General features: G+C 48.5%; 18 protein-coding genes. 10 read left to right on the top strand and 8 right to left on the bottom strand.

Annotated elements, in window-relative coordinates; translation table 11 throughout:
- Positions 1–103 precede the first annotated feature (103 nt).
- The 5 genes from GCU48_RS13045 (at position 104) to GCU48_RS13025 (ending at position 4524) form a co-directional block, all read left to right on the top strand.
- The gene (locus GCU48_RS13045) at positions 104–1150 is read left to right on the top strand and encodes an ABC transporter substrate-binding protein (protein WP_152380270.1); all 1047 of its coding nucleotides are present in this window, start codon (positions 104–106) and stop codon (positions 1148–1150) included.
- A 449-nt stretch (positions 1151–1599) separates the two neighbouring features.
- Positions 1600–1893, top strand: coding sequence for a thiamine-binding protein (locus tag GCU48_RS13040; RefSeq protein WP_025718104.1), 294 nt, complete (start codon positions 1600–1602; stop codon positions 1891–1893).
- Positions 1890–2666 carry an ABC transporter permease gene (locus GCU48_RS13035; RefSeq protein ID WP_152380269.1) on the top strand — a complete coding sequence of 259 codons (777 nt, stop codon included), beginning with the start codon at positions 1890–1892 and terminating at the stop codon, positions 2664–2666. Before GCU48_RS13040 ends, GCU48_RS13035 begins: the two co-directional genes overlap by 4 nt.
- Positions 2667–2711: 45 nt before the next feature.
- Positions 2712–3656 (top strand): ABC transporter ATP-binding protein, encoded by a 945-nt coding sequence (locus GCU48_RS13030; protein WP_208811996.1) that lies wholly within the window; start codon positions 2712–2714, stop codon positions 3654–3656.
- Positions 3649–4524 (top strand): TatD family hydrolase, encoded by an 876-nt coding sequence (locus tag GCU48_RS13025; RefSeq protein ID WP_152380268.1) that lies wholly within the window; start codon positions 3649–3651, stop codon positions 4522–4524. Before GCU48_RS13030 ends, GCU48_RS13025 begins: the two co-directional genes overlap by 8 nt.
- 94 nt (positions 4525–4618) lie before the next feature.
- Here the strand turns inward: GCU48_RS13025 and nfsA are convergent, their stop codons facing one another.
- The 4 genes from nfsA to GCU48_RS13005 form a co-directional block, all read right to left on the bottom strand.
- Positions 4619–5362 (bottom strand): oxygen-insensitive NADPH nitroreductase, encoded by a 744-nt coding sequence (gene nfsA / locus GCU48_RS13020; protein WP_152380267.1) that lies wholly within the window; start codon positions 5360–5362, stop codon positions 4619–4621.
- A 221-nt stretch (positions 5363–5583) separates the two neighbouring features.
- Positions 5584–6411: an RnfABCDGE type electron transport complex subunit D gene (locus GCU48_RS13015; RefSeq protein WP_152380266.1), complete on the bottom strand. Its 828-nt coding sequence runs from the start codon at positions 6409–6411 to the stop codon at positions 5584–5586.
- Positions 6412–7278: an FAD:protein FMN transferase gene (locus GCU48_RS13010; protein ID WP_244316227.1), complete on the bottom strand. Its 867-nt coding sequence runs from the start codon at positions 7276–7278 to the stop codon at positions 6412–6414.
- 22 nt (positions 7279–7300) lie between these two features.
- Entirely contained in the window at positions 7301–7783 is a 483-nt protein-coding gene (locus GCU48_RS13005) for an FMN-binding protein (RefSeq protein WP_025717852.1), read from the bottom strand.
- A gap of 102 nt (positions 7784–7885) precedes the next feature.
- Between GCU48_RS13005 and GCU48_RS13000 the strand changes: the two genes are divergently transcribed.
- The 3 genes from GCU48_RS13000 (at position 7886) to GCU48_RS12990 (ending at position 10678) form a co-directional block, all read left to right on the top strand.
- Positions 7886–8649 (top strand): IS5 family transposase gene (locus tag GCU48_RS13000; RefSeq protein ID WP_152380265.1). Its coding sequence is split into 2 segments (ribosomal slippage): positions 7886–8222 and positions 8222–8649, totalling 765 coding nucleotides; the frame shifts between segments, so codons are not numbered across the junction.
- A 93-nt stretch (positions 8650–8742) separates the two neighbouring features.
- Positions 8743–9429 carry a response regulator transcription factor gene (locus GCU48_RS12995; RefSeq protein ID WP_152380264.1) on the top strand — a complete coding sequence of 229 codons (687 nt, stop codon included), beginning with the start codon at positions 8743–8745 and terminating at the stop codon, positions 9427–9429.
- Positions 9419–10678, top strand: coding sequence for a sensor histidine kinase (locus tag GCU48_RS12990; RefSeq protein WP_152380263.1), 1260 nt, complete (start codon positions 9419–9421; stop codon positions 10676–10678). The genes GCU48_RS12995 and GCU48_RS12990 overlap by 11 nt, the downstream gene beginning before the upstream one ends.
- A gap of 86 nt (positions 10679–10764) precedes the next feature.
- On the opposite strand, the gene GCU48_RS12985 is transcribed toward GCU48_RS12990, so the two are convergent.
- The 4 genes from GCU48_RS12985 to GCU48_RS12970 form a co-directional block, all read right to left on the bottom strand.
- Positions 10765–13230 (bottom strand): heavy metal translocating P-type ATPase, encoded by a 2466-nt coding sequence (locus GCU48_RS12985; protein ID WP_152380262.1) that lies wholly within the window; start codon positions 13228–13230, stop codon positions 10765–10767.
- A 115-nt stretch (positions 13231–13345) separates the two neighbouring features.
- Positions 13346–13546, bottom strand: coding sequence for a copper ion binding protein (locus tag GCU48_RS12980; protein ID WP_007428461.1), 201 nt, complete (start codon positions 13544–13546; stop codon positions 13346–13348).
- A 51-nt stretch (positions 13547–13597) separates the two neighbouring features.
- On the bottom strand, positions 13598–13948 hold the full coding sequence (locus GCU48_RS12975) for a metal-sensitive transcriptional regulator (RefSeq protein WP_152380261.1): 351 nt from the start codon (positions 13946–13948) through the stop codon (positions 13598–13600).
- A 127-nt stretch (positions 13949–14075) separates the two neighbouring features.
- The gene (locus GCU48_RS12970; RefSeq protein ID WP_152380260.1) at positions 14076–15305 is read right to left on the bottom strand and encodes a multidrug effflux MFS transporter; all 1230 of its coding nucleotides are present in this window, start codon (positions 15303–15305) and stop codon (positions 14076–14078) included.
- Between the two features lie 210 nt (positions 15306–15515).
- On the opposite strand from GCU48_RS12970, the gene GCU48_RS12965 reads away from it, so the two are divergent.
- Positions 15516–16109: a DUF5317 domain-containing protein gene (locus tag GCU48_RS12965; RefSeq protein WP_152380259.1), complete on the top strand. Its 594-nt coding sequence runs from the start codon at positions 15516–15518 to the stop codon at positions 16107–16109.
- 282 nt (positions 16110–16391) lie between these two features.
- Positions 16392–18242: a bifunctional diguanylate cyclase/phosphohydrolase gene (locus GCU48_RS12960; protein WP_152380258.1), complete on the top strand. Its 1851-nt coding sequence runs from the start codon at positions 16392–16394 to the stop codon at positions 18240–18242.
- The last annotated feature ends 198 nt before the right edge of the window (positions 18243–18440 follow it).

Genomic DNA, 18440 nt, shown 5'->3' with positions numbered 1-18440 from the left:
GAGGATTAAGTTGTTGGAACGCTAGCGTCCGGCAGATGTTATTTTTATGCATAAGCTGTCTAATTCGACGGATGACGGGTAATTAAAAGGAGAGAACACAACGATGAAGCGCATGAAAATGTTAAGCCTGGGACTGATTAGTCTGTGGCTCATAGCCCTGACACTGACCGCCTGCGGCGGGGGCTCCCCCTCTGCATCTCAAGAGGCGGCTCCTGCCAGCAACGCTCCAACATCCACCCCGGCAAAGGGGCTTAAGGACGTTAAAGTCGTACTCGACTGGACACCAAATACGAATCATACGGGACTCTACGTCGCCAAGGATAAAGGATTTTACGAAAAAGCGGGCTTGAATGTCCAAATTGTTCAACCTGGTTCAGGCGGAGCCGACCAAATGGTCGCTTCGAATGCGGCACCTTTTGGTATCAGCTATCAAGAAGGTGTCACCCAGGCTCGCACGCAAGGCGTCCCGCTTGTGTCCATCGCTGCAGTGATTCAGCATAATACTTCTGGTTTCGCGGCCCCGGTAGACCGTGGAATTAAAAGCCCAAAGGATTTTGAAGGAAAAACATACGGCGGCTGGGGTTCACCCGTAGAAGAAGCGGTCATGAAATCCATCATGGATTCAGACAAGGCCGATGTGAGCAAAGTGAAGATCATAAATATGGGCAATGCCGACTATTTTACAGCCGTGAAGCGGGATATCGACTTTGCCTGGATTTTCTACGGATGGACCGGCATAGAAGCAAAGCTACGGGGTGAACCACTGGATATGCTGTATGTAAAGGATTATTCCAAAAGCCTCGATTACTATACGCCTGTGATTGTCAGCAATGAACAGACCATTAAAAATGATCCAGAGCTGGTCAAAGCGTTCATGGACGCTACCGCCCAAGGCTATGAATACACCATTGCTCACCCGGAAGAAGCCGCGGATATCTTAAGCAAAGCCGTGCCGGAGCTGGACAAAAAGCTGGTACTTGCCAGCCAAAAATGGCTAAGCCCGCATTATCAGGACGATGCCGCGCAATGGGGTGTGCAAAAAGCAGAAGTATGGAAAAACTACTCGGACTGGATGTACGAACGCAAGCTGCTCAGCAAGCCTTTGGAGGTCGACAAAGCCTTCACAAACGACTTCTTGCCCAAGCGTTGAGCATTTTGCTAAAACGCTAAAATCACCAACTAAATAAAGTCAAAGAACTAGAGGTGTACATGCAGCGCCACTACGCAGTCGGATGGTGCTTCCCATCGCCACCGCCCCCGGATTTCTTTTATCAAAATCTAGAGATTGAAATCCGGGAAGGTGATGCTTCCGAAGCGAGCTTTCCTACGGAAAGCTTTTAAAGCGAACGCTAACGCTTCTACAGCACCATTCCGACCACTTCGTTCTCGTTCCACTTCTTTAGTTTCATTTTTTCTAAGCGCTAAGTAGGTGCGCTTGTGTGTTAAAAATGCCACACAAACCAGCTTTAAAAATAAGGTGCTTTTAAGGCGGTTGGCAGCGGAGCGGTTCATTTGAATCTGGAGAAGCGAAGCGGTCTCACCACCTTAAACCACCCTATTTTCTCTAAAACACTCCAAATGAAGGACAGGTGAATTCGCATGGCTAACACTTTGCTCAGTATTCAAGTGATTCCTAAAACCCCTAACAACGAGGACTCTTATCCTTATGTAGATAAGGCGATTGAGGTTATTCAACGTTCCGGTGTCAAGCATCAGGTTAACCCCCTGGATACGACAATGGAGGGCGAGTTGGACGAGCTGCTGCAAGTCGTTAAAGAAATGCACGTGGCATTGACGGAGGCCGGCAGCCCCAGCATCATTTCACAGATCAAAATCGCACATAATCCACAGGGCATCAGCATGAACAAGCTGACAGAAAAGTATCGCCCATGAACCCAAAAGGCAAGAACGCACCCTGGTGGAAAAGCGTGTGGCCGCCCCTTGTGGCGGTCCTCTTCTTTTTAGCGGCCTGGCAGGGGGCGGTTTCCTATTTCCATGTTGAACCCTGGCTGCTTCCAGCTCCGTCCCTGATCGTACATGAGGGCATGGCCCAGTCGGCGTTGCTTGGTGCCCATACGTGGGCTACGATACGCCTGACACTTGGAGGATTTGCGATAGGGACAGCAACGGGACTGTTGCTTGCCATTGTTCTTCATACGATTCCCTTTCTCAAATCTGCCCTGTACCCTTTGCTCATCCTTAGCCAAAACATTCCAATCATTGCGCTTGGTCCATTGCTGATGGTGTGGTTTGGTTTTGGCGTGCTGCCAAAGCTGATGGTGATTACATTAGTGTGCTTCTTTCCCGTGGCTGTAGCGGCCATGGATGGACTGACACGGACGGACCGTATGATGATGAATTATATGCGCATGTCGGGCGCGGGTCGTATGGCTATTTTTCTAAAGCTGGAGCTGCCGCACTCCTTGCCACAGGTATTTTCCGGCATCAAGATTGCTGCCACCTACAGCGTGATGGGCGCAATTATTGCCGAATGGATCGGTGCCAGCGAAGGAATCGGATATTATATGATGCTGCAAAAATCAGCCTATCGCACGGATTTGATTTTTGCCGCCATTGGCATCATTGTTGCACTCAGTTTACTGATGTTTGTCATTATTGTACTGCTGGAAAAATGGCTAGTCCGCTGGAAACCGGATCAGGAATAGCTTCCAAATGGAATCAAATAAACTCGAAGAAAGGACGTGGTGCGTATGAGCCTGCATCCTCCTGATCTATCATCACAAAACATGGCTGATGAACAACGGGGCGGGGAACAGCAGGAGCTTTCATCTGCTCCTCCGGCATTAGAAGTGGATGGCATCAGCCTCGCCTTCCGTGAAAAACGAAGCTCACTGCCCGTATTGCAGGATGTATCCCTGACCGTTAAACCGGGAGAATTCGTCTCCCTCATCGGCCCGTCCGGCAGTGGAAAAAGCACGCTGTTTCACATTATCGGCGGGCTGCTCAAGCCACAGCAGGGACGCGTCCGCATGCACGGACAGGAAGTGACGGGTGAACGCGGGCATATTAGCTATATGCCGCAGCAGCCTGCCCTTTTCCCGTGGCGTACCACGCTGGATAACGTACTGCTTGGACAAGAAAACGCGCCGCGCAAAGATACGACAGCGCGCTCACGGTACGCCAGCGAACGCCGCGAAGAAGCCCTGCAATGGCTGGAACAGGTCGGGCTGGGCACCTTCGCCAAAGCATATCCGCATACACTCTCTGGCGGCATGCAGCAGCGCGCTGCCTTCCTGCGCGCGTTGCTCAGCCCGCAGGAGCTGATGCTGCTGGATGAGCCGTTCAGCGCTCTGGATGCGCTCACACGTGCGGACATGCAGCAATGGTTATTGCGGATGTGGGAAGAGAACCGCCGCTCTGTGCTGTTTATCACCCACAGCATTGAGGAAGCATTGCTGCTCTCTGATCGTATTTACGTGCTGTCGGCACGACCTGCTACGGTGATGCATATCGTCGATGTTCCCTTCCCGCGCCCTCGACGGGAAGAAATCACCCTTGATCCGCGTTTTAGCGAATGGAAGCGGGCCATGACTGGCTGGATGCGCGAGGAAAAGCATAAACTGGACGGTGACATGGACAACGCTGAGAGTGTCCACACCAATACCCCGAATGATGGAGTGCAGCGGTATGAATAACGTGAAAGTGCCGTCTGCATTGAAATGGAATAACGCAACAAAACCAAGCCTGAAATTGGATGCAACAGCATCCGCACCATTGATCGACGCCCACATTCATATTGACAGCTACCCGCCTGAGCAGCAGGAGCTATTGCTCGCTTCTCTTACCGATAGCAGCGTCGAAACCATTATAGCCGTGTCTATGCATCTGGCCTCCAGCCAAGCCAACCTACGGTTAGCTGAACGTTGGCCCGGGCTGGTACGCCCAGCCTTCGGCTTTCATCCCGAGCAGCCTCTGCCATCACAAGCCGAGCTTGATCTGTTGTTTGACTGGATGAACAAGCATATAGAGCAGATGGTCGCCGTTGGCGAGGTCGGCTTACCCTACTACAATCGGCTGGAGGCCGAACGGAGCGGAGCTCTCTTTGACCTCGCTCCCTACATAGCTCTGCTGGAGCGTTTTATCCGGTTTGCACGCAAGCATAACAAGCCTATTGTGCTGCACGCCGTATATGAAGACGCCGATATTGCTTGTGACCTTTTGGAACGTCACGGCGTCACACAGGCGCATTTTCACTGGTTCAAGGGCTCTGCCGCCACAATCAAACGTATGGCCCACAACGGCTATTACGTCTCCTTCACTCCCGATCTTCTGTACGAGGAAGAAATTCGCAGCTTGGCGAGACAGTACCCGTCCAATCAGATCATGGCGGAGACAGACGGTCCCTGGCCGTTCGAGGGAGCTTTTACCGGGCAACAGACGCATCCGCGGATGACTGCCGACGTCATCCGCGCATATAGCGAGCTGACCAATCAAGACGAGGCTGCCGTCCGCCCATTATTTTATGAAAATACAAGACGCTTTTACTCACTGTCTAATTTATAAAGGCATTTTACAGCATAAGCAAAGAACCTCCGAGAACGCATTCTGTGCCAGCGCAACCGGAGGTTCTTTGTATTTTTTAGCCTTTGCTCTACTTTTATTGCTTCAAAAATCCCTTTTGCTCCAAAAATGGCTTCAGCTGCAAACGGGCAGGCTCGGTCAGTCTCGCCGCCATTTGCTCAGACCAAGGAGTAGAGCGTTGACCGCCCGTACGTTCCTTCAAATATTCAGCCGATGTGTGATCATATAGCTCCACAGCCTTCATCGTCTGATTTTTGTCGTAGCCGTTCATGTGCAAAACACCGGACAGCGGAAGACGTGGGCGTATGCCTGTGTCCTGATCCGGTACGCCGATACACATACCGAACACCGGATATACCAGTTCAGGCAACCCTAGCAGCTCGGATACCTCAGCTATTTTCGTACGGATACCCCCGATGTAAACGATGCCCAAACCAAGTGATTCAGCGGCTACTGCTGCATTCTGTGCAGCTAACGCGGCATCAATGGTCGCAACCGTATAGTTTTCGACAGAACCTTCATAGGAAGGCTGACCTGGCTGATGGTGAACCGTGGCCTGCTTCAGGCGATACAAGTCTGCACACCATACCAGAAACACCGGGCATTGCTCAACGTAAGCCTGCCCCCCCGCAAGCTCGGCCAGCTTGGTTTTCAAAGCAGGCTCTGTAATAGCAATGGCGGTATATGCCTGCACATTACTGGACGAGGAAGCCATTTGTCCAGCTGCTACAATAGCTGCGAGCTGCTCGTCGGTGATGGCGTCTGACTTGAATTTTCGTACAGACCGATGCTTCATCAACAAGGAAATCGTATCATTCATGACTGCTTCACTCCTAATCCTTCATTTATCTGTGTCAAGCTGTGCGTACACGAAGAAGTTCTTGCAGGTTTCCATGGCACTCCTACAAATATTATGAAACTTTCGCGGTTGATAAGCAACCTAACGCGATAGAGGGCACCAGAAAGGAATTAAGAGAACCCGGCATAACAAAAAGCAAGCACGCTGAAAATCAAATCAGACGTACTTGCTTATTTAGCTGTTTAGCCTCGCTTGGATGCTGGTTGCATATTCGAAACAGGTCTGTTGATCGCTCTTGCAACCAAACGCGATTTGAATACATGATATAGGTTTGCCAAGAGCAGCCCTATAAACAAGTACATTAATCCGCCAAAAAGGTCATACACAGCCGCTCCTACGAACGCGACAAGAATCCCAAAAACGATTTGATCCTTCACCTTGGCAGGTGTCGTGGGCAAGTCGGTAAGCATAAAAAAGCCAAAGAAAAGAGCGGCATTGATAAATGGAGGGCGAAATGCATCCGAAGCATCCCCCAGATGAAAGCGGCCTATAAGGAATAATAATACAAAAAAGGTCCCGAAAAATGAAAACACCTGCGGATATTTATTGACCCGATCCGTTATCATATATCCACCAATAAGCAGGAAGGCAATCATCCATGTGGGTAAATCTCCAAATGCCCCCCACCAACTTTGCCCTGATCCAAAAATGAGGATCGATAGCAACAGTCCAAAAGCTGCTGGATTGAAAATCGGCTTTTTCTTATAGATCAACAAATGCTTGGATGCGATGGCAATGGCTGAAGTAGCCGCAACAACGTACCAGGCGGTCGTCGTACTTAACACCAGGGCGATGAGTAACCCTGTAATCAAAGCACCATCCGGCAGTATCCGCTTCCTTTGTCTCATCAAGCCAAAGGGAATGTCCACAGCTATAGCAGCACCGACGGCAACGATGCCATTAATAATACCTGCCATGTCATGCCCGGCAATAGAGGCTATAAAAAGATAAGCCGTGACCGCCATTGCGACATAGCCCTTTGGTGATTTTATCCATTTATTTGTAGTCACTTATATCCCTCCGACTCGAACAAATTGTAGATTTGATGAAATGAGGAGAGCTTGTAAACTGGCTTGTTCCACAAGCTCCCTCCCCTTGGCTGCACCCAACAAAAAAGATGCTGTAGAAAAAGCATCTGCCATCATCGCGAAGGGGGCAATCACACTGGAACTGACCCAATCCTTGGGCGAACGCCCGGTTTCCGGATCGATCAGATGGTGTATATCGGCTGTGGTCGTACTTTTGCGCTCATAGCCTCCAGAGGTACATATAGCCTCATCGGAAAGCAGAATCGTCGATATCACTTCTTCTTTGCGCTCAGGATGCTGGATGCCTATTTCCCATGGCTCTCCAATACCATTTACCCCTCCTGCAAATAAGTCGCCCCCCGCATTTACGACAAAACCTTCAAACTCTGCTAGCTCATGAGCTGCCAAGTCAATGGCAAATCCTTTGGCTACAGCCCCGAGGTCAATCACCAATGGCTTCAGCAAACACAAGGTACGCTCTTGTTCATCCAATACGATATCATGATAGGTAACAGAAGCCGCAGAAGGACTTTTCATGGATTGACCGGTTAAATAATGACGATTAAAACCATAGTCCTCCATCTTTTTCCCTATCGCTGGGTCAAATATCCCTTCCGTACATTCGGCCATTTCCAAAGCAAATTTAAGAGGTTCAAACAAAAACGGGCTCACAGTTACAGGTACTCCTACCTGTTGACAGGCGCTCATCAATTCACTGTCAGGGCTAAAACGACTGCAAGCCAGCTCCACTTTTTGAAAAGCCTCAAAGGCCTGATTCATTTTCTGCGTTACCGCTTCTTCGGATGTGAACTTTCCTGTAACAATCTGTATGCTTACGGCAGTATCCATATATAATTTAGTTCTTTTCATACTACACGTTTTGTGCACTGGAGAGTGCATCTTGTACAGCATCCTGAAATGCCTGGGTGCTATACGTTGCACCGGACACATTCATCACTTCTGCACTCTGGTTTTGCACAACCTCCGTGGGAAGTCCTGCTACGTCACTTTCGGAATAATGCATGGCAAAATGGCTAATCTCAACGTCCGTTATTTTATCATTCTTGATCGTTACGCTGACTTCAATGGAACCACGCCGATTATTCCCCATCCCCGTATAGGTACCATCCTTATATATATTTTGTGTTGGAACATTGCTGTTATCCGTGTAGGTTGATGGAGTATTTGAAGGATCATTGTTTCCTGATATATCATTTGTTTGAATACTGGCTTGCGTGTGTTGCGGCAATGTCTGTACAGCTGCCTCTGTTTCCGTCGTAAAATATCCGGCCGCATACACTGCTGTAATCGCTGTTGAGCATAAAACGACCCATTTTTTATTCATCTGCGCCATAAAAATCCCCCCATATATGATTAGCCTTATACCTCTCTGCTGATAATGCTAGGGCCTGTACGCAAACTGTACAACCCATAAAAATCTAGTAAAATAAGGAATATGAGACGAAGATATGAGTTAACAGATGAAGAATGGAATATCCTTGAACCCTTGCTGCCCCCGGCCCGAAAAAAACAAGGAGGACGTCCACCTAAAGATCGGCGTCAGATGCTAAATGCCGTGCTATGGGTTGCTCGAACGGGAGCGCCATGGCGAGATTTACCGAGTACGTATGGTCCTTGGTCTTCTGCCTATAGTTTTTTCTGGCGGTTGCAAAAAGCGAATATTTGGAATGAAATCTTGAAGCATGTCGCCATCGAACCCGATTGGGAGCAAGTGATGATTGATGCTACCATCGTTCGCGTCCATCAGCATGGAGCGGGCGCAAAAGGGGGCAGGATCGACAAGCCATCGGGCGTTCGCGCGGAGGATTAACCACCAAAATTCATGCGATGGTGGATGCGCTTGGCTATCCGCTGCGTTTCGAATTGACGCCAGGACAAGACCACGATTCGGTCACGGGCTATCGCTTTCTTCATGGACTGGACGTTTGCCCGGGAGAAGTGTTAGCGGATCGCGCCTACGATACTAATGCCATTTTAGAACTTTTGCAAAGCCGATCCATTACTCCGGTGATCCCATGCAAACGCAATCGGCGGGTAAAGCGTCCGCTAGATTCGGAGACGTATAAAGAGCGACACTTAGTTGAATGCTTTTTCAACAAAGTTAAAAACTATCGACGCCTGGCTACTCGCTATGAAAAAACAGCGAACATGTTCATGGCTTTTTTGGTGCTGCTTTCCATTCGTTTATGGCTCAAATAGGTTTGCGTACAGGCCCTAGTATAGTAGTGGAATATTTAAATTTTCTTAAAAAACAAACAAAATGAGTTCGATCACTGAAAGGTGGAACAACGTGTGCGAGTGCTTGTCGTAGAAGATGATCCTTCTTTGCTCAAAATTGTCTGTGACCTCTTTGAAAGTGAATCTTTCCTGACAGACAGCGCAGAAACTGGCGACGAAGGGTATTATTTGGCCCAACAAAATATTTATGATTTGATTATTCTCGATATCATGCTGCCGGGAATGAGCGGTGTTGAAATCGTCAAAAAGCTGAGAGCAAACGCTATACTCGTCCCTATCATTCTTTTGACGGCCAAAGATGCAGTAGAGGATCGTGTCGCCGGATTGGATATCGGAGCAGATGATTATATCACGAAACCGTTCGCTGTATCGGAATTATTGGCACGAACAAGAGCTGTTTTGAGGAGAAAGGGTACCATAGGCCAGGAGGGCGAATTGATCTATGGACTTATCCGATTAGTCCCTGCGGCGAAAGACGCTTTTATTGAGGATAATGCCTTGAATTTAACAGCAACAGAATATAAATTACTGGAGTTCTTTCTATGTAATAAAGAGCAGATATTAACCCGTGAGCAGATATTTGACCGGGTATGGGGATTTGATTCAGGATCAGCCACGACGGCAGTCGACGTATATATGCATCTATTGCGTAAAAAGCTCGCAGCCCGTAACGCCGATAATCTCCTCCGAACCGTACGTGGAATCGGTTATATGTTAATGGGGGAGCCTTATGTTCACTAACATTCGCAGACGGCTGGTTATCCTGAATACTGTCGTTTTTCTTCTCGTTTTTTCCATATTGGGCACTTGGCTGTACATTCATATGCAATACCAGCTATATCACGATACGGATGAAGTAATGGTACAGGCCCAAAAGCGTTTTCAATTCTCTCGCAATCCGGCAGAACTGCTCCAATCCAATGATTTGGACCCCGAACATGATGAGAAAATAATATACCTGTTCTGGTCTGCTCAAAACGTGTTCCTCGGGCAAATGCCCCGGCAGTCATTTCCCTTGGAGGTAGCTAGTCTGCTCAAGGAACAGTCTAGTGCACAGACCATTCAGACGGTGAGCATCGGTGATCGTAGTTATCGGGCTCTTCAATTTATGTACACACCCAAGCATTCCAACACGCCGATCATAGTTTGCCTCATCAAGAGTCTGCAAGATGTGCAGCGCACGCTCCACTCCTTGATGTGGGATATCACTGCAGGAATTGTCATCGGAGGGATTATTTTCGTTTTTGCGGGTATATTTCTGGCCGGACGCGCGCTTGTGCCTATACGAAACTCCTGGGAAAAACAGCAGCGCTTTGTTGCAGATGCGTCACATGAGATGCGAACACCAACGGCAATCATCCATGCCCAAACAGAGATGCTCCTGAGGCACCCCACACATTCCATAGAAGAGGAAAGTCCTCATATCGCTGTGATTTTAAAAGAAAGCAAGTGGATGGGCAGGCTGTTGGAGGATCTGCTGACATTAGCCCGATCTGATTCCAATCAGTTGCAAATTGACCCCTCGTCCATCGAGCTGGATTCATTATTACGGGAGTTGGCAGAGCAATTCAGGCTATTGGCAGATACCAAAGGGATCAATATCCAGACGGATTTACAGGAGCCCCTACTCCTGTGGGGAGATGGCGGGAGAGTACGCCAGCTTCTTACTATCTTGCTGGATAATGCCTTGAAGTATACCCTACCCAATGGACAGATCAAGGTGGCTGGACGCTATCAAAACCATTCCGTATATATTAGTGTGTCAGATAGTGGCTGTGGAATCCCGGAAGCTGAACTGCCCCATGTCTTTGACCGATTTTATCGTGGTGACAAGGCCAGATCCCGCACCGAGGGGGGAGCAGGACTTGGACTATCCATCGCTCAGTGGATTGTAGAGGTACATGGCGGAAGCATCCGAGTCCATTCGGAAATAAATAAAGGAACTCAGGTGGAGCTTTTTTTCCCCCGAAAGAAACAGCAAGCGGACTAAAAAGAGACAGGACGGAACATTAAAAAACGGCAATGGCACAAACGTCTAGGACGTGAATGTCATTGCCGTTGCTTTTTTTGCAAAGATTACAGCTTTACCCGTTGGAGGCGCAGTGCATTCAGCACAACCGAAACAGAGCTGAATGCCATAGCTGCTCCCGCCAGCCACGGGGCGAGGAAGCCTAAGGCAGCAATCGGAATGCCGATTACGTTGTAACCGAGCGCCCAAAACAGATTCTGCCGTATGTTAGTCATGGTCCGGCGGCTCATTTCGATTGCGTCGGGAATGCTGTTCAGGTTACCGCGCATGAGCGTGATGTCGGCAGCCTCCATCGCCACATCCGTACCTGTGCCCATCGCCATCCCAATATTGGCCGTAGCCAGTGCAGGCGCATCGTTAATACCGTCCCCCACCATCGCTACGATTAAACCTTGTTCCTGAAGTCGTTTCACTTCTTCTGCCTTGCCTTCAGGCAGCACTTCCGCCAGTACCCGCTCAATTCCGGCTTCGGCAGCAACCGCCCGCGCGGTCCGTTTATTGTCGCCCGTAATCATGATGACTTCAATGTTCATCGCCCGCAGACGGGCAACGGCCTCACGTGACGTTTCTTTGATCGTATCCGCCACGGCGACCAATCCCGCATAGGAACCCTCCACAGCGACAAGCATTGCTGTTTTCCCTGCGTTCTCCAGCTCATTCATATGTTGCTCGGCGGAGTCAGCTATCACAATGCCTTCCCTGCTCATCAATCGGCGTGTACCTGCAAGTATCTGCTTGCCTTCCACATGAGCCTTTACACCATAACCCGGAATATTTTCAAAATCTGTTGGCTCTGCCAGTTCAATGCCGCGATCCGCAATCCCCCTTACAATGGCTTCCGCCAGTGGATGCTCCGAGCTTTTTTCCGCCGCACCCAGCCATCGCAGCAGATCCGTTTCAGCCAAGCTATTCTCTTCTACAATCACATCCGTCAGCACCGGCTTGCCATTCGTAACTGTACCTGTCTTATCCAATATCACCGCGTTGATCGAGCGAGTCATTTCCAGATGCTCGCCGCCCTTGAACAGAATTCCATATTCTGCGGCACGTCCCGATCCTGCCATAATGGACGTTGGCGTAGCCAATCCAAGCGCACAAGGACAAGCAATGACGAGAACTGCAATCATCTTCTCCAGTGAACCAGCAAAATCAGACGATGTCACAAGGAAAAACCAGACGAGGAACGTCATGACGGCAACAGCCACTACAATGGGTACAAAAATACCCGAGATTTGATCCGCGATCCGCTGAATAGGAGCCTTGGAGTTTTGCGCATCTTCCACGACCTTAATAATACGGGCCAACGCTGTATCACCGCCTACACGCTCGGCCTGGATACGAAGTACTCCGTTTTTATTAAGCGTGGCTCCGGTGACTGGGGAACCCGCCTCTTTTTCAACCGGAAGACTCTCACCGCTTAGCATGGATTCATCCACTGCCGAACGTCCATCCACGACCACACCATCGACGGGAATTTTCTCGCCGGGACGTACAATAAAGATATCCTTTACACGCACCTGCTCAATCGGTACATCAAGCTCCTGTCCGTCACGCACCACACGTGCCGTCGTCGCCTGGAGACTCATCAGACTCTTGATCGCCTCGGACGAACGCCCTTTGGCTACCGCCTCAAACCATTTACCGACCAAAATAAGCGTAATCAGCACCGCACTTGTCTCATAGTACAGTTCAGGCATTTTCATGACAGGCATCCCTGCTATACCTCCCATGCTGTCCATCACGGTAGACGGTCGCAGTGTAAGGTACAAGCTGTAAAAATAAGCCGCAGACGTACCCAGTGCAACCAATACATCCATATTTGAGCTTCCATTGACAAGCGCTTTATATGCGCCCACATAGAACTGCCATCCAATAATGAACTGGATTGGCGTTGTCAGGACTAGCTGGAACCACGGGTTTAAAAACAATTCCGGTACATAAATCCATGAAGTAAAGGAAAAATGAGCTACCATCGCCCATAATAACGGAAGCGACAGTACCGCCGACACAATCCACTTCCATTTTTTACGCTGGATATCCTTGCTGCGCACATCTGCTATATGATCATCAGCGCTCTGCGGGATCGCTCCGTAGCCCAGCTGCTCAATCTTGCTTACCAGATCCCCGACTGTAATACTCCCTGCTGCGTATTCGACATGAGCCGTTTCCATTGCCAAATTCACCGTAGCGCCTGTCACACCCGGCATTCGATTCAGACCTTTCTCAATCCGGGTTGCGCAAGCCGCGCATGTCATACCTGTCACATTCAGATTGGCTTCCTCGCTTACAGTTCCAAAACCCAGAGAAGCAATTTTATCGCGAAAATCAGGGATATCCACCTGCTTCGGATCATACGATATTGACGCCTGCTCCAGAGCCAAATTCACGTTGGCCTGGGCCACACCGTCAATTCGATTCAGTCCCTTTTCAATACGGCTTGCGCAGGCGGCACAGGACATCCCTGTAATATGAAGCGTTGTCTGCTTGTCACCGTCGGTCACACGGTTTTCCATGGTAGCTCTCCTCCTACATACCCCACAGGGGTATATTATATTCCAAAAGAAAAAGCTCCTGCTACGGAAGCTTCTTCTTTAAAACAAATCTCTTCACGCATGAAGCACCTTAAACTTAAACAACATCATAGCCTTGGTCTTCAATCGCAGTTTTCAAGGCCTCCACGTTCAGCTTGGACTCATCATACTCCACAGCCACTTGCTTCGCTTCAAGATTGACCTTACCGGAAGCACCAACCTTCTCCAAAGCTCCTTCTACTGCCTTCACGCAATGATTACAGCTCATGCCTTCTACGTTCAATGTAACTTGTGCCATTATCTTTTCCTCCTCCGGGGTACCTCATGTACCCGATTATGTGTATTGCTTTTAACGGATTAGCTTCTTGACCGTAACCAGCAGCTCGTCGATCACTTCCGGCTCTCCTGCCTGCATACGCTCAATGACACAGCTTTTCATATGCCCTTCCAGCAGCAGCTTGCCGACACCATTCAGAGCGGACTGAACAGCCGCAATCTGGTTCAGCACATCATCACAGTAGGTATCCTTCTCGATCAAGCCCTTAATTCCGCGCACCTGACCTTCAATACGGTTCAACCGGGATGTAAGGCTGTTCTTAAATTCTACCGAATGGTGACTTTTTCTAACTGTCTTTTCTCCATCTGTTCCGCAATGATTTTCATGAACTTCATGGTGGGAAACAGGTTGCTTCTCAGCCATACATCAGCCTCCTGTGTTGTGTATATGCCTGTGTAGTACATAGTGCATTTGTTAATATGTCCCTATCATAATATACCCCCACGGGGTATGTCAAGACTTCAGAAAAATGTCACTTGCTCGCCTTATTTTATGCTCTCAGGTGTGCGTCCTTCGCAAGTACCAGAAAGCTTAACAACGCACCGATCTCTGCAATAGCGATTACGACCGCCATGGGTACAGGCGTTGTGCCGCTGCCCAAGCCCACTAACGGTGAAGCGATGGAGCCAAGCAACAGAGGCAGCAAGCCAAGCATGGCGGACGCACTGCCAGCGGAGCGCTGCTGGCTCTGCATGGCCAGTGAAGTCGTCGTTGTGCTCACAATCCCCACGCAGGAAACGATGAAAAACAGGGGAACTAAAACAGCGAACAATTGACCTCCGGTAAGAGCCACGGTAAGCAAGCTGATGCCGGCTACGACCGCAATCACCAAACCCGACAAGAGCAACTGGCGCTCGCTGAAGCGGCCCACGAGTCTGCCAGTCAGCTGGGAAAACAGCACAATTCCCAAGCCATTCACAGCGAAAATGATGCTATACGTTTGAGGGGAGACCCCGAAAATATCCTGAAGCACGAACGGCGAGCCAGCGATGTACGCAAACATTGCTCCTGTAATGAGTGCCTGTGAGAAGGCATAGCCCATAAAGCGTCGATCCGCAAACAAATGACCAAGTGTACTCAGCGTCTGTTTCAGCCCTCCGGATGAGCGGCGATTAACAGGCAGCGTTTCCGGCAAGCCCAGCACGACAGCTATCAGCATAGCCACACCGACCAGACAAAGCACCATGAACACGCCGCGCCAGGAAACAAAGTTCAGAATGACTCCTCCCAGCACAGGTGCGGCAATGGGAGCCACGCCATTCACCAGCATGAGCAATGAGAAAAAGCGCGTTAATTCTTTGCCTGAGTATAGATCACGCGCTACAGCTCTGGAAATTACGATTCCCGCTGATCCGGTGAGCCCTTGAACAAAACGAAGCGTAATAAGCAGCCCGATATTAGGCGCAAATACGCATAGCAGCGAAGCCGCAGCGTACAGAATAAGCGATATGACCAGCGGCCCTCTGCGGCCTCTGACATCACTAAGCGGACCAGCAACGAGCTGACCCACTGCCAGTCCCAGCAAACAAGCGGTTAAACTAAGCTGCGCCAGCGAAGTGGTCGTATGTAGATTGTCGGCTAATGTAGGTAATGACGGCAAGTACATATCTATGGACAAGGGTCCAAAAGCACTCAATGCGCCCAGGACAAAGGCAACCCATAAAATCCGGGATTTGGTCATATCTGCGGCAACCATTACCGTATTAGAGAACCGATTCATAATCAGAATCATCCTTTTCACAAAAAATAAAATATGACTTCAATATATTATGATATCATTCATTTCGCCCTGCTTCGAACAATTACACGCTAATCCGCGATTTTTTTTGAAAACTGCTATATATCAGGCAGGAATTTACCAATTTCAGGTCGAATTATACTGTATCCAAAACATGCATTCAAAAAATTTATGAAATCTGGAGAATGGTAAATGGTCTATGATGGAGTGCTGCTGGGTCTCATTGTAGGTCTGCTCCGAGGAGGCTGGCGGCAAGGTTTGCTCCGTTTCAGTCAGATTCGCCTCATAGCGGGCTGGATGTTCCCCTTCCTGCTGCTGGTGCAGTTTATGATTTTTTATGCCCAGGAAAAGTGGGCTTGGTTAGCGTCTATTAACGGATATCTATTTATGGGCATCTACGTGGTTGGATTGATATTTCTCTGGTTGAACAGACAGCATAAGGGATTCTGGCTTATTTTCATCGGCGTACTGTTGAATTTTATCGTAATGGCGGTGAATGGCGGCAGAATGCCGGTCTCGTTGAGCGCTTCGGAGGTGCTGGGTCCCTATTATACAGACATGCTTAAATCTGGAAGCGTCATCTCGAAGCATTATATGATGGATGCGAACACGCATTTATCATTGCTTGGTGATATCATCCCTCTCTCCAAGCCCTATCCCCGCACGCAGGTGATTAGTATTGGAGATGTGGTCATGAACTTCGGGATGTTCCTGTTTATCCAAAGCGTTATGGTCGTGCACAAGAAGAAGGATAATCAGCAAGGAACCAAGCCCCACCACGCCTAATGCGTACTTATTCCAAGGAAGGGAGGGAATCCTATGAAGAACCTGAAATACTCCCGTGTGATTATCAATGCTATTATCGTCGCTTCTGTCGTAATCGCTTTGACTTCCGGTTACAAAATCGGGGGCTAGTCACCGATAAGAAAATAAGGAAGCACAGGCTCAACAAAACAGGCTGGATTCCGGCCTGTTTTTTTCATGTGGAATTTCCGATTACAAAATTGCAAATTCTCCCATTCACCCCTGGTAGCTTTGACATCAAGATACAACAAGGCAGGAGAAGAAATGATGAGTATATTAAAAAAGCTGCAAGAACGGGTTACCGCGACGGGAATATACGTGTTTTGCATATGTACGGTAGGCGCAATCGTCCTCTTGTATACGAACCACTGGTCCTTTTTCCACTATTCGACAACAGAGTGGGTCACGATTTATTCCCTATTGGGAGCAGTTCTGATTCTGGAGCATTTTACCTTCCAGCTACCACCAGCCAGTAACAAGCAGTCCATGGATTCCTCAGTATATCTTGCTTGTATTTTTGTGCACAGCGCTGAAACTGCCATTCTGATTTTGTTACTCAATTCAATCATTGCCGCATTCCGGCATCAAGAGCTGTCCTGGTGGAAGCATACCGTCAATTTTTCCATTTATGCACTTGCCATTTTCCTGTCTTCAACAGTATTTGAGCTAAGCGGCGGAACGCAGGGAGCCTTGAACCAAGAACATTTTGCTTCCTACCTACTCGCACTGGTCTGCTACTTTGCAGTGAATACAATTACTCTCGGGATCTACTTTTATATCGCACACAAAGGGTCCTTCAATGAGCTGAAACAGGCTTTTTTGGCTGAATCCCTGCTCGTATATTTATGTACACTCATCCTGTCTCTGGTGTTGACCACGTTGATATATTACAACGGCATTTTGGGACTTCTGTTGGTCCTTGGGTTAAGCATGCTCCTGTCTCACGCGTTCAAGCAAATGTTCACGATGTATCGGGAAATTGAGGAAAAGGCCAACATGGATCGCAGAACAGGACTATACAATCACAGTTATTTTGAAAACACACTTGAAGCTGAACTAAATATATCGAGAACCCAGAACACTCCTCTCAGTTTAGCGTTGATTGATATTGATGATTTCAAAAAATACAATGATCACTTTGGCCACCTCAAAGGCGATCAGCTACTGGCATTCCTCGGTGATTTTCTAAAAAAAGAAACCTCTGGTACTCAGATCACTGTATCCCGTTATGGCGGAGAAGAATTCACCCTGCTTATGCCTGAACATACCGCTGATCAAGCTTACGAAGTTGTTAATGCCATGCGCAAAAGGCTAAATGACTCCCGCTACGAGGGTGTGGAAATCTTTCCGCACGGCTGCTTGTCCTTCTCTGCTGGCATTGCACAAAGCCGCATCGACATCTACGACAAATCACAGCTGGTCAATCTGGCTGATAAAGCATTGTACTATGCCAAGAAGCAGGGAAAAAATATCGTTCATACACATGGCAGTTTAAATGAAGTGGAACGTGAAGTCGATCTTGGACAAGATATTCGTGATATTGAACAGCAGCTTAATCTATTTTTGTACAAGGATATTAATACCTTCAAGCATTCCAAACGTGTATTCAGATATGCAGCAGACATGAGCGAAGTCCTTCAGCTCGGCCCGGAGGACAAGCGGCGTTTTGTACTGGGTGCTCTCATTCATGATATTGGCAAGCTCGAAATCCCATGGAATATCCTGAATAAAATAGAGAAGCTGTCCTGTGAGGAATGGAAGATGGTAGAAGCACATGTTGTGTGGGGCAAACGAATTATTGAGGCCAACGAACGATTCATAGATTTGGTTCCTTTTGTGGAGCTGCATCATGAACGCTATGATGGGGGAGGTTATCCGTTCGGCTTTAAGGGCGAACAAATTCCCCGACTGTGTCGGATGCTGACGATTATCGACTCCTTTGATGCAATGACGACAGAACGCCCTTACCAACCCACCAAAACGTTCGAGGAGGCCATTGAAGAACTGCGCGCCTGCTCGGGTAGCCAATTCGATCCTGAACTCACGGATATTTTTATCCATTATATTCAACACAAGCAACCTGCTTTTATTGGTTCCGTGGAAGCTGGACTCTAGTCTCCCACAGGCTCGCCCTCGTTGCCCCTACCGCCAGAAATCATCCAGATTTCTAAATCGGTAGGGGTTTTCACATTATTAGCAAAAACAAAATGCTATTTATTTCAAATTTCATATAAATGTCATAATTCGCTCCATCCATTCACACGATATGCACTATGATAGATAGAGATTGGGTTTGTCCGTATAAAATAATAC

It is taken from the genome of Paenibacillus brasilensis (assembly GCF_009363115.1).
Lineage (GTDB): Bacteria > Bacillota > Bacilli > Paenibacillales > Paenibacillaceae > Paenibacillus > Paenibacillus brasilensis.
This window is presented reverse-complemented; position numbering and strand designations above follow the sequence as displayed.

Bases quoted from the DNA above. Each gene is read 5' to 3' on its own strand.
- GCU48_RS13045 (WP_152380270.1), top strand. From the start codon at position 104: ATGAAGCGCATGAAAATGTTAAGCCTGGGACTGATTAGTCTGTGGCTC.
- GCU48_RS13040 (WP_025718104.1), top strand. From the start codon at position 1,600: ATGGCTAACACTTTGCTCAGTATTCAAGTGATTCCTAAAACCCCTAAC.
- GCU48_RS13035 (WP_152380269.1), top strand. From the start codon at position 1,890: ATGAACCCAAAAGGCAAGAACGCACCCTGGTGGAAAAGCGTGTGGCCG.
- GCU48_RS13030 (WP_208811996.1), top strand. From the start codon at position 2,712: ATGAGCCTGCATCCTCCTGATCTATCATCACAAAACATGGCTGATGAA.
- GCU48_RS13025 (WP_152380268.1), top strand. From the start codon at position 3,649: ATGAATAACGTGAAAGTGCCGTCTGCATTGAAATGGAATAACGCAACA.
- nfsA (WP_152380267.1), bottom strand. From the start codon at position 5,362: ATGAATGATACGATTTCCTTGTTGATGAAGCATCGGTCTGTACGAAAA.
- GCU48_RS13010 (WP_244316227.1), bottom strand. From the start codon at position 7,278: ATGGATACTGCCGTAAGCATACAGATTGTTACAGGAAAGTTCACATCC.
- GCU48_RS13005 (WP_025717852.1), bottom strand. From the start codon at position 7,783: ATGGCGCAGATGAATAAAAAATGGGTCGTTTTATGCTCAACAGCGATT.
- GCU48_RS12990 (WP_152380263.1), top strand. From the start codon at position 9,419: ATGTTCACTAACATTCGCAGACGGCTGGTTATCCTGAATACTGTCGTT.
- GCU48_RS12985 (WP_152380262.1), bottom strand. From the start codon at position 13,230: ATGGAAAACCGTGTGACCGACGGTGACAAGCAGACAACGCTTCATATT.
- GCU48_RS12980 (WP_007428461.1), bottom strand. From the start codon at position 13,546: ATGGCACAAGTTACATTGAACGTAGAAGGCATGAGCTGTAATCATTGC.
- GCU48_RS12975 (WP_152380261.1), bottom strand. From the start codon at position 13,948: ATGGCTGAGAAGCAACCTGTTTCCCACCATGAAGTTCATGAAAATCAT.
- GCU48_RS12970 (WP_152380260.1), bottom strand. From the start codon at position 15,305: ATGAATCGGTTCTCTAATACGGTAATGGTTGCCGCAGATATGACCAAA.
- GCU48_RS12965 (WP_152380259.1), top strand. From the start codon at position 15,516: ATGGTCTATGATGGAGTGCTGCTGGGTCTCATTGTAGGTCTGCTCCGA.
- GCU48_RS12960 (WP_152380258.1), top strand. From the start codon at position 16,392: ATGATGAGTATATTAAAAAAGCTGCAAGAACGGGTTACCGCGACGGGA.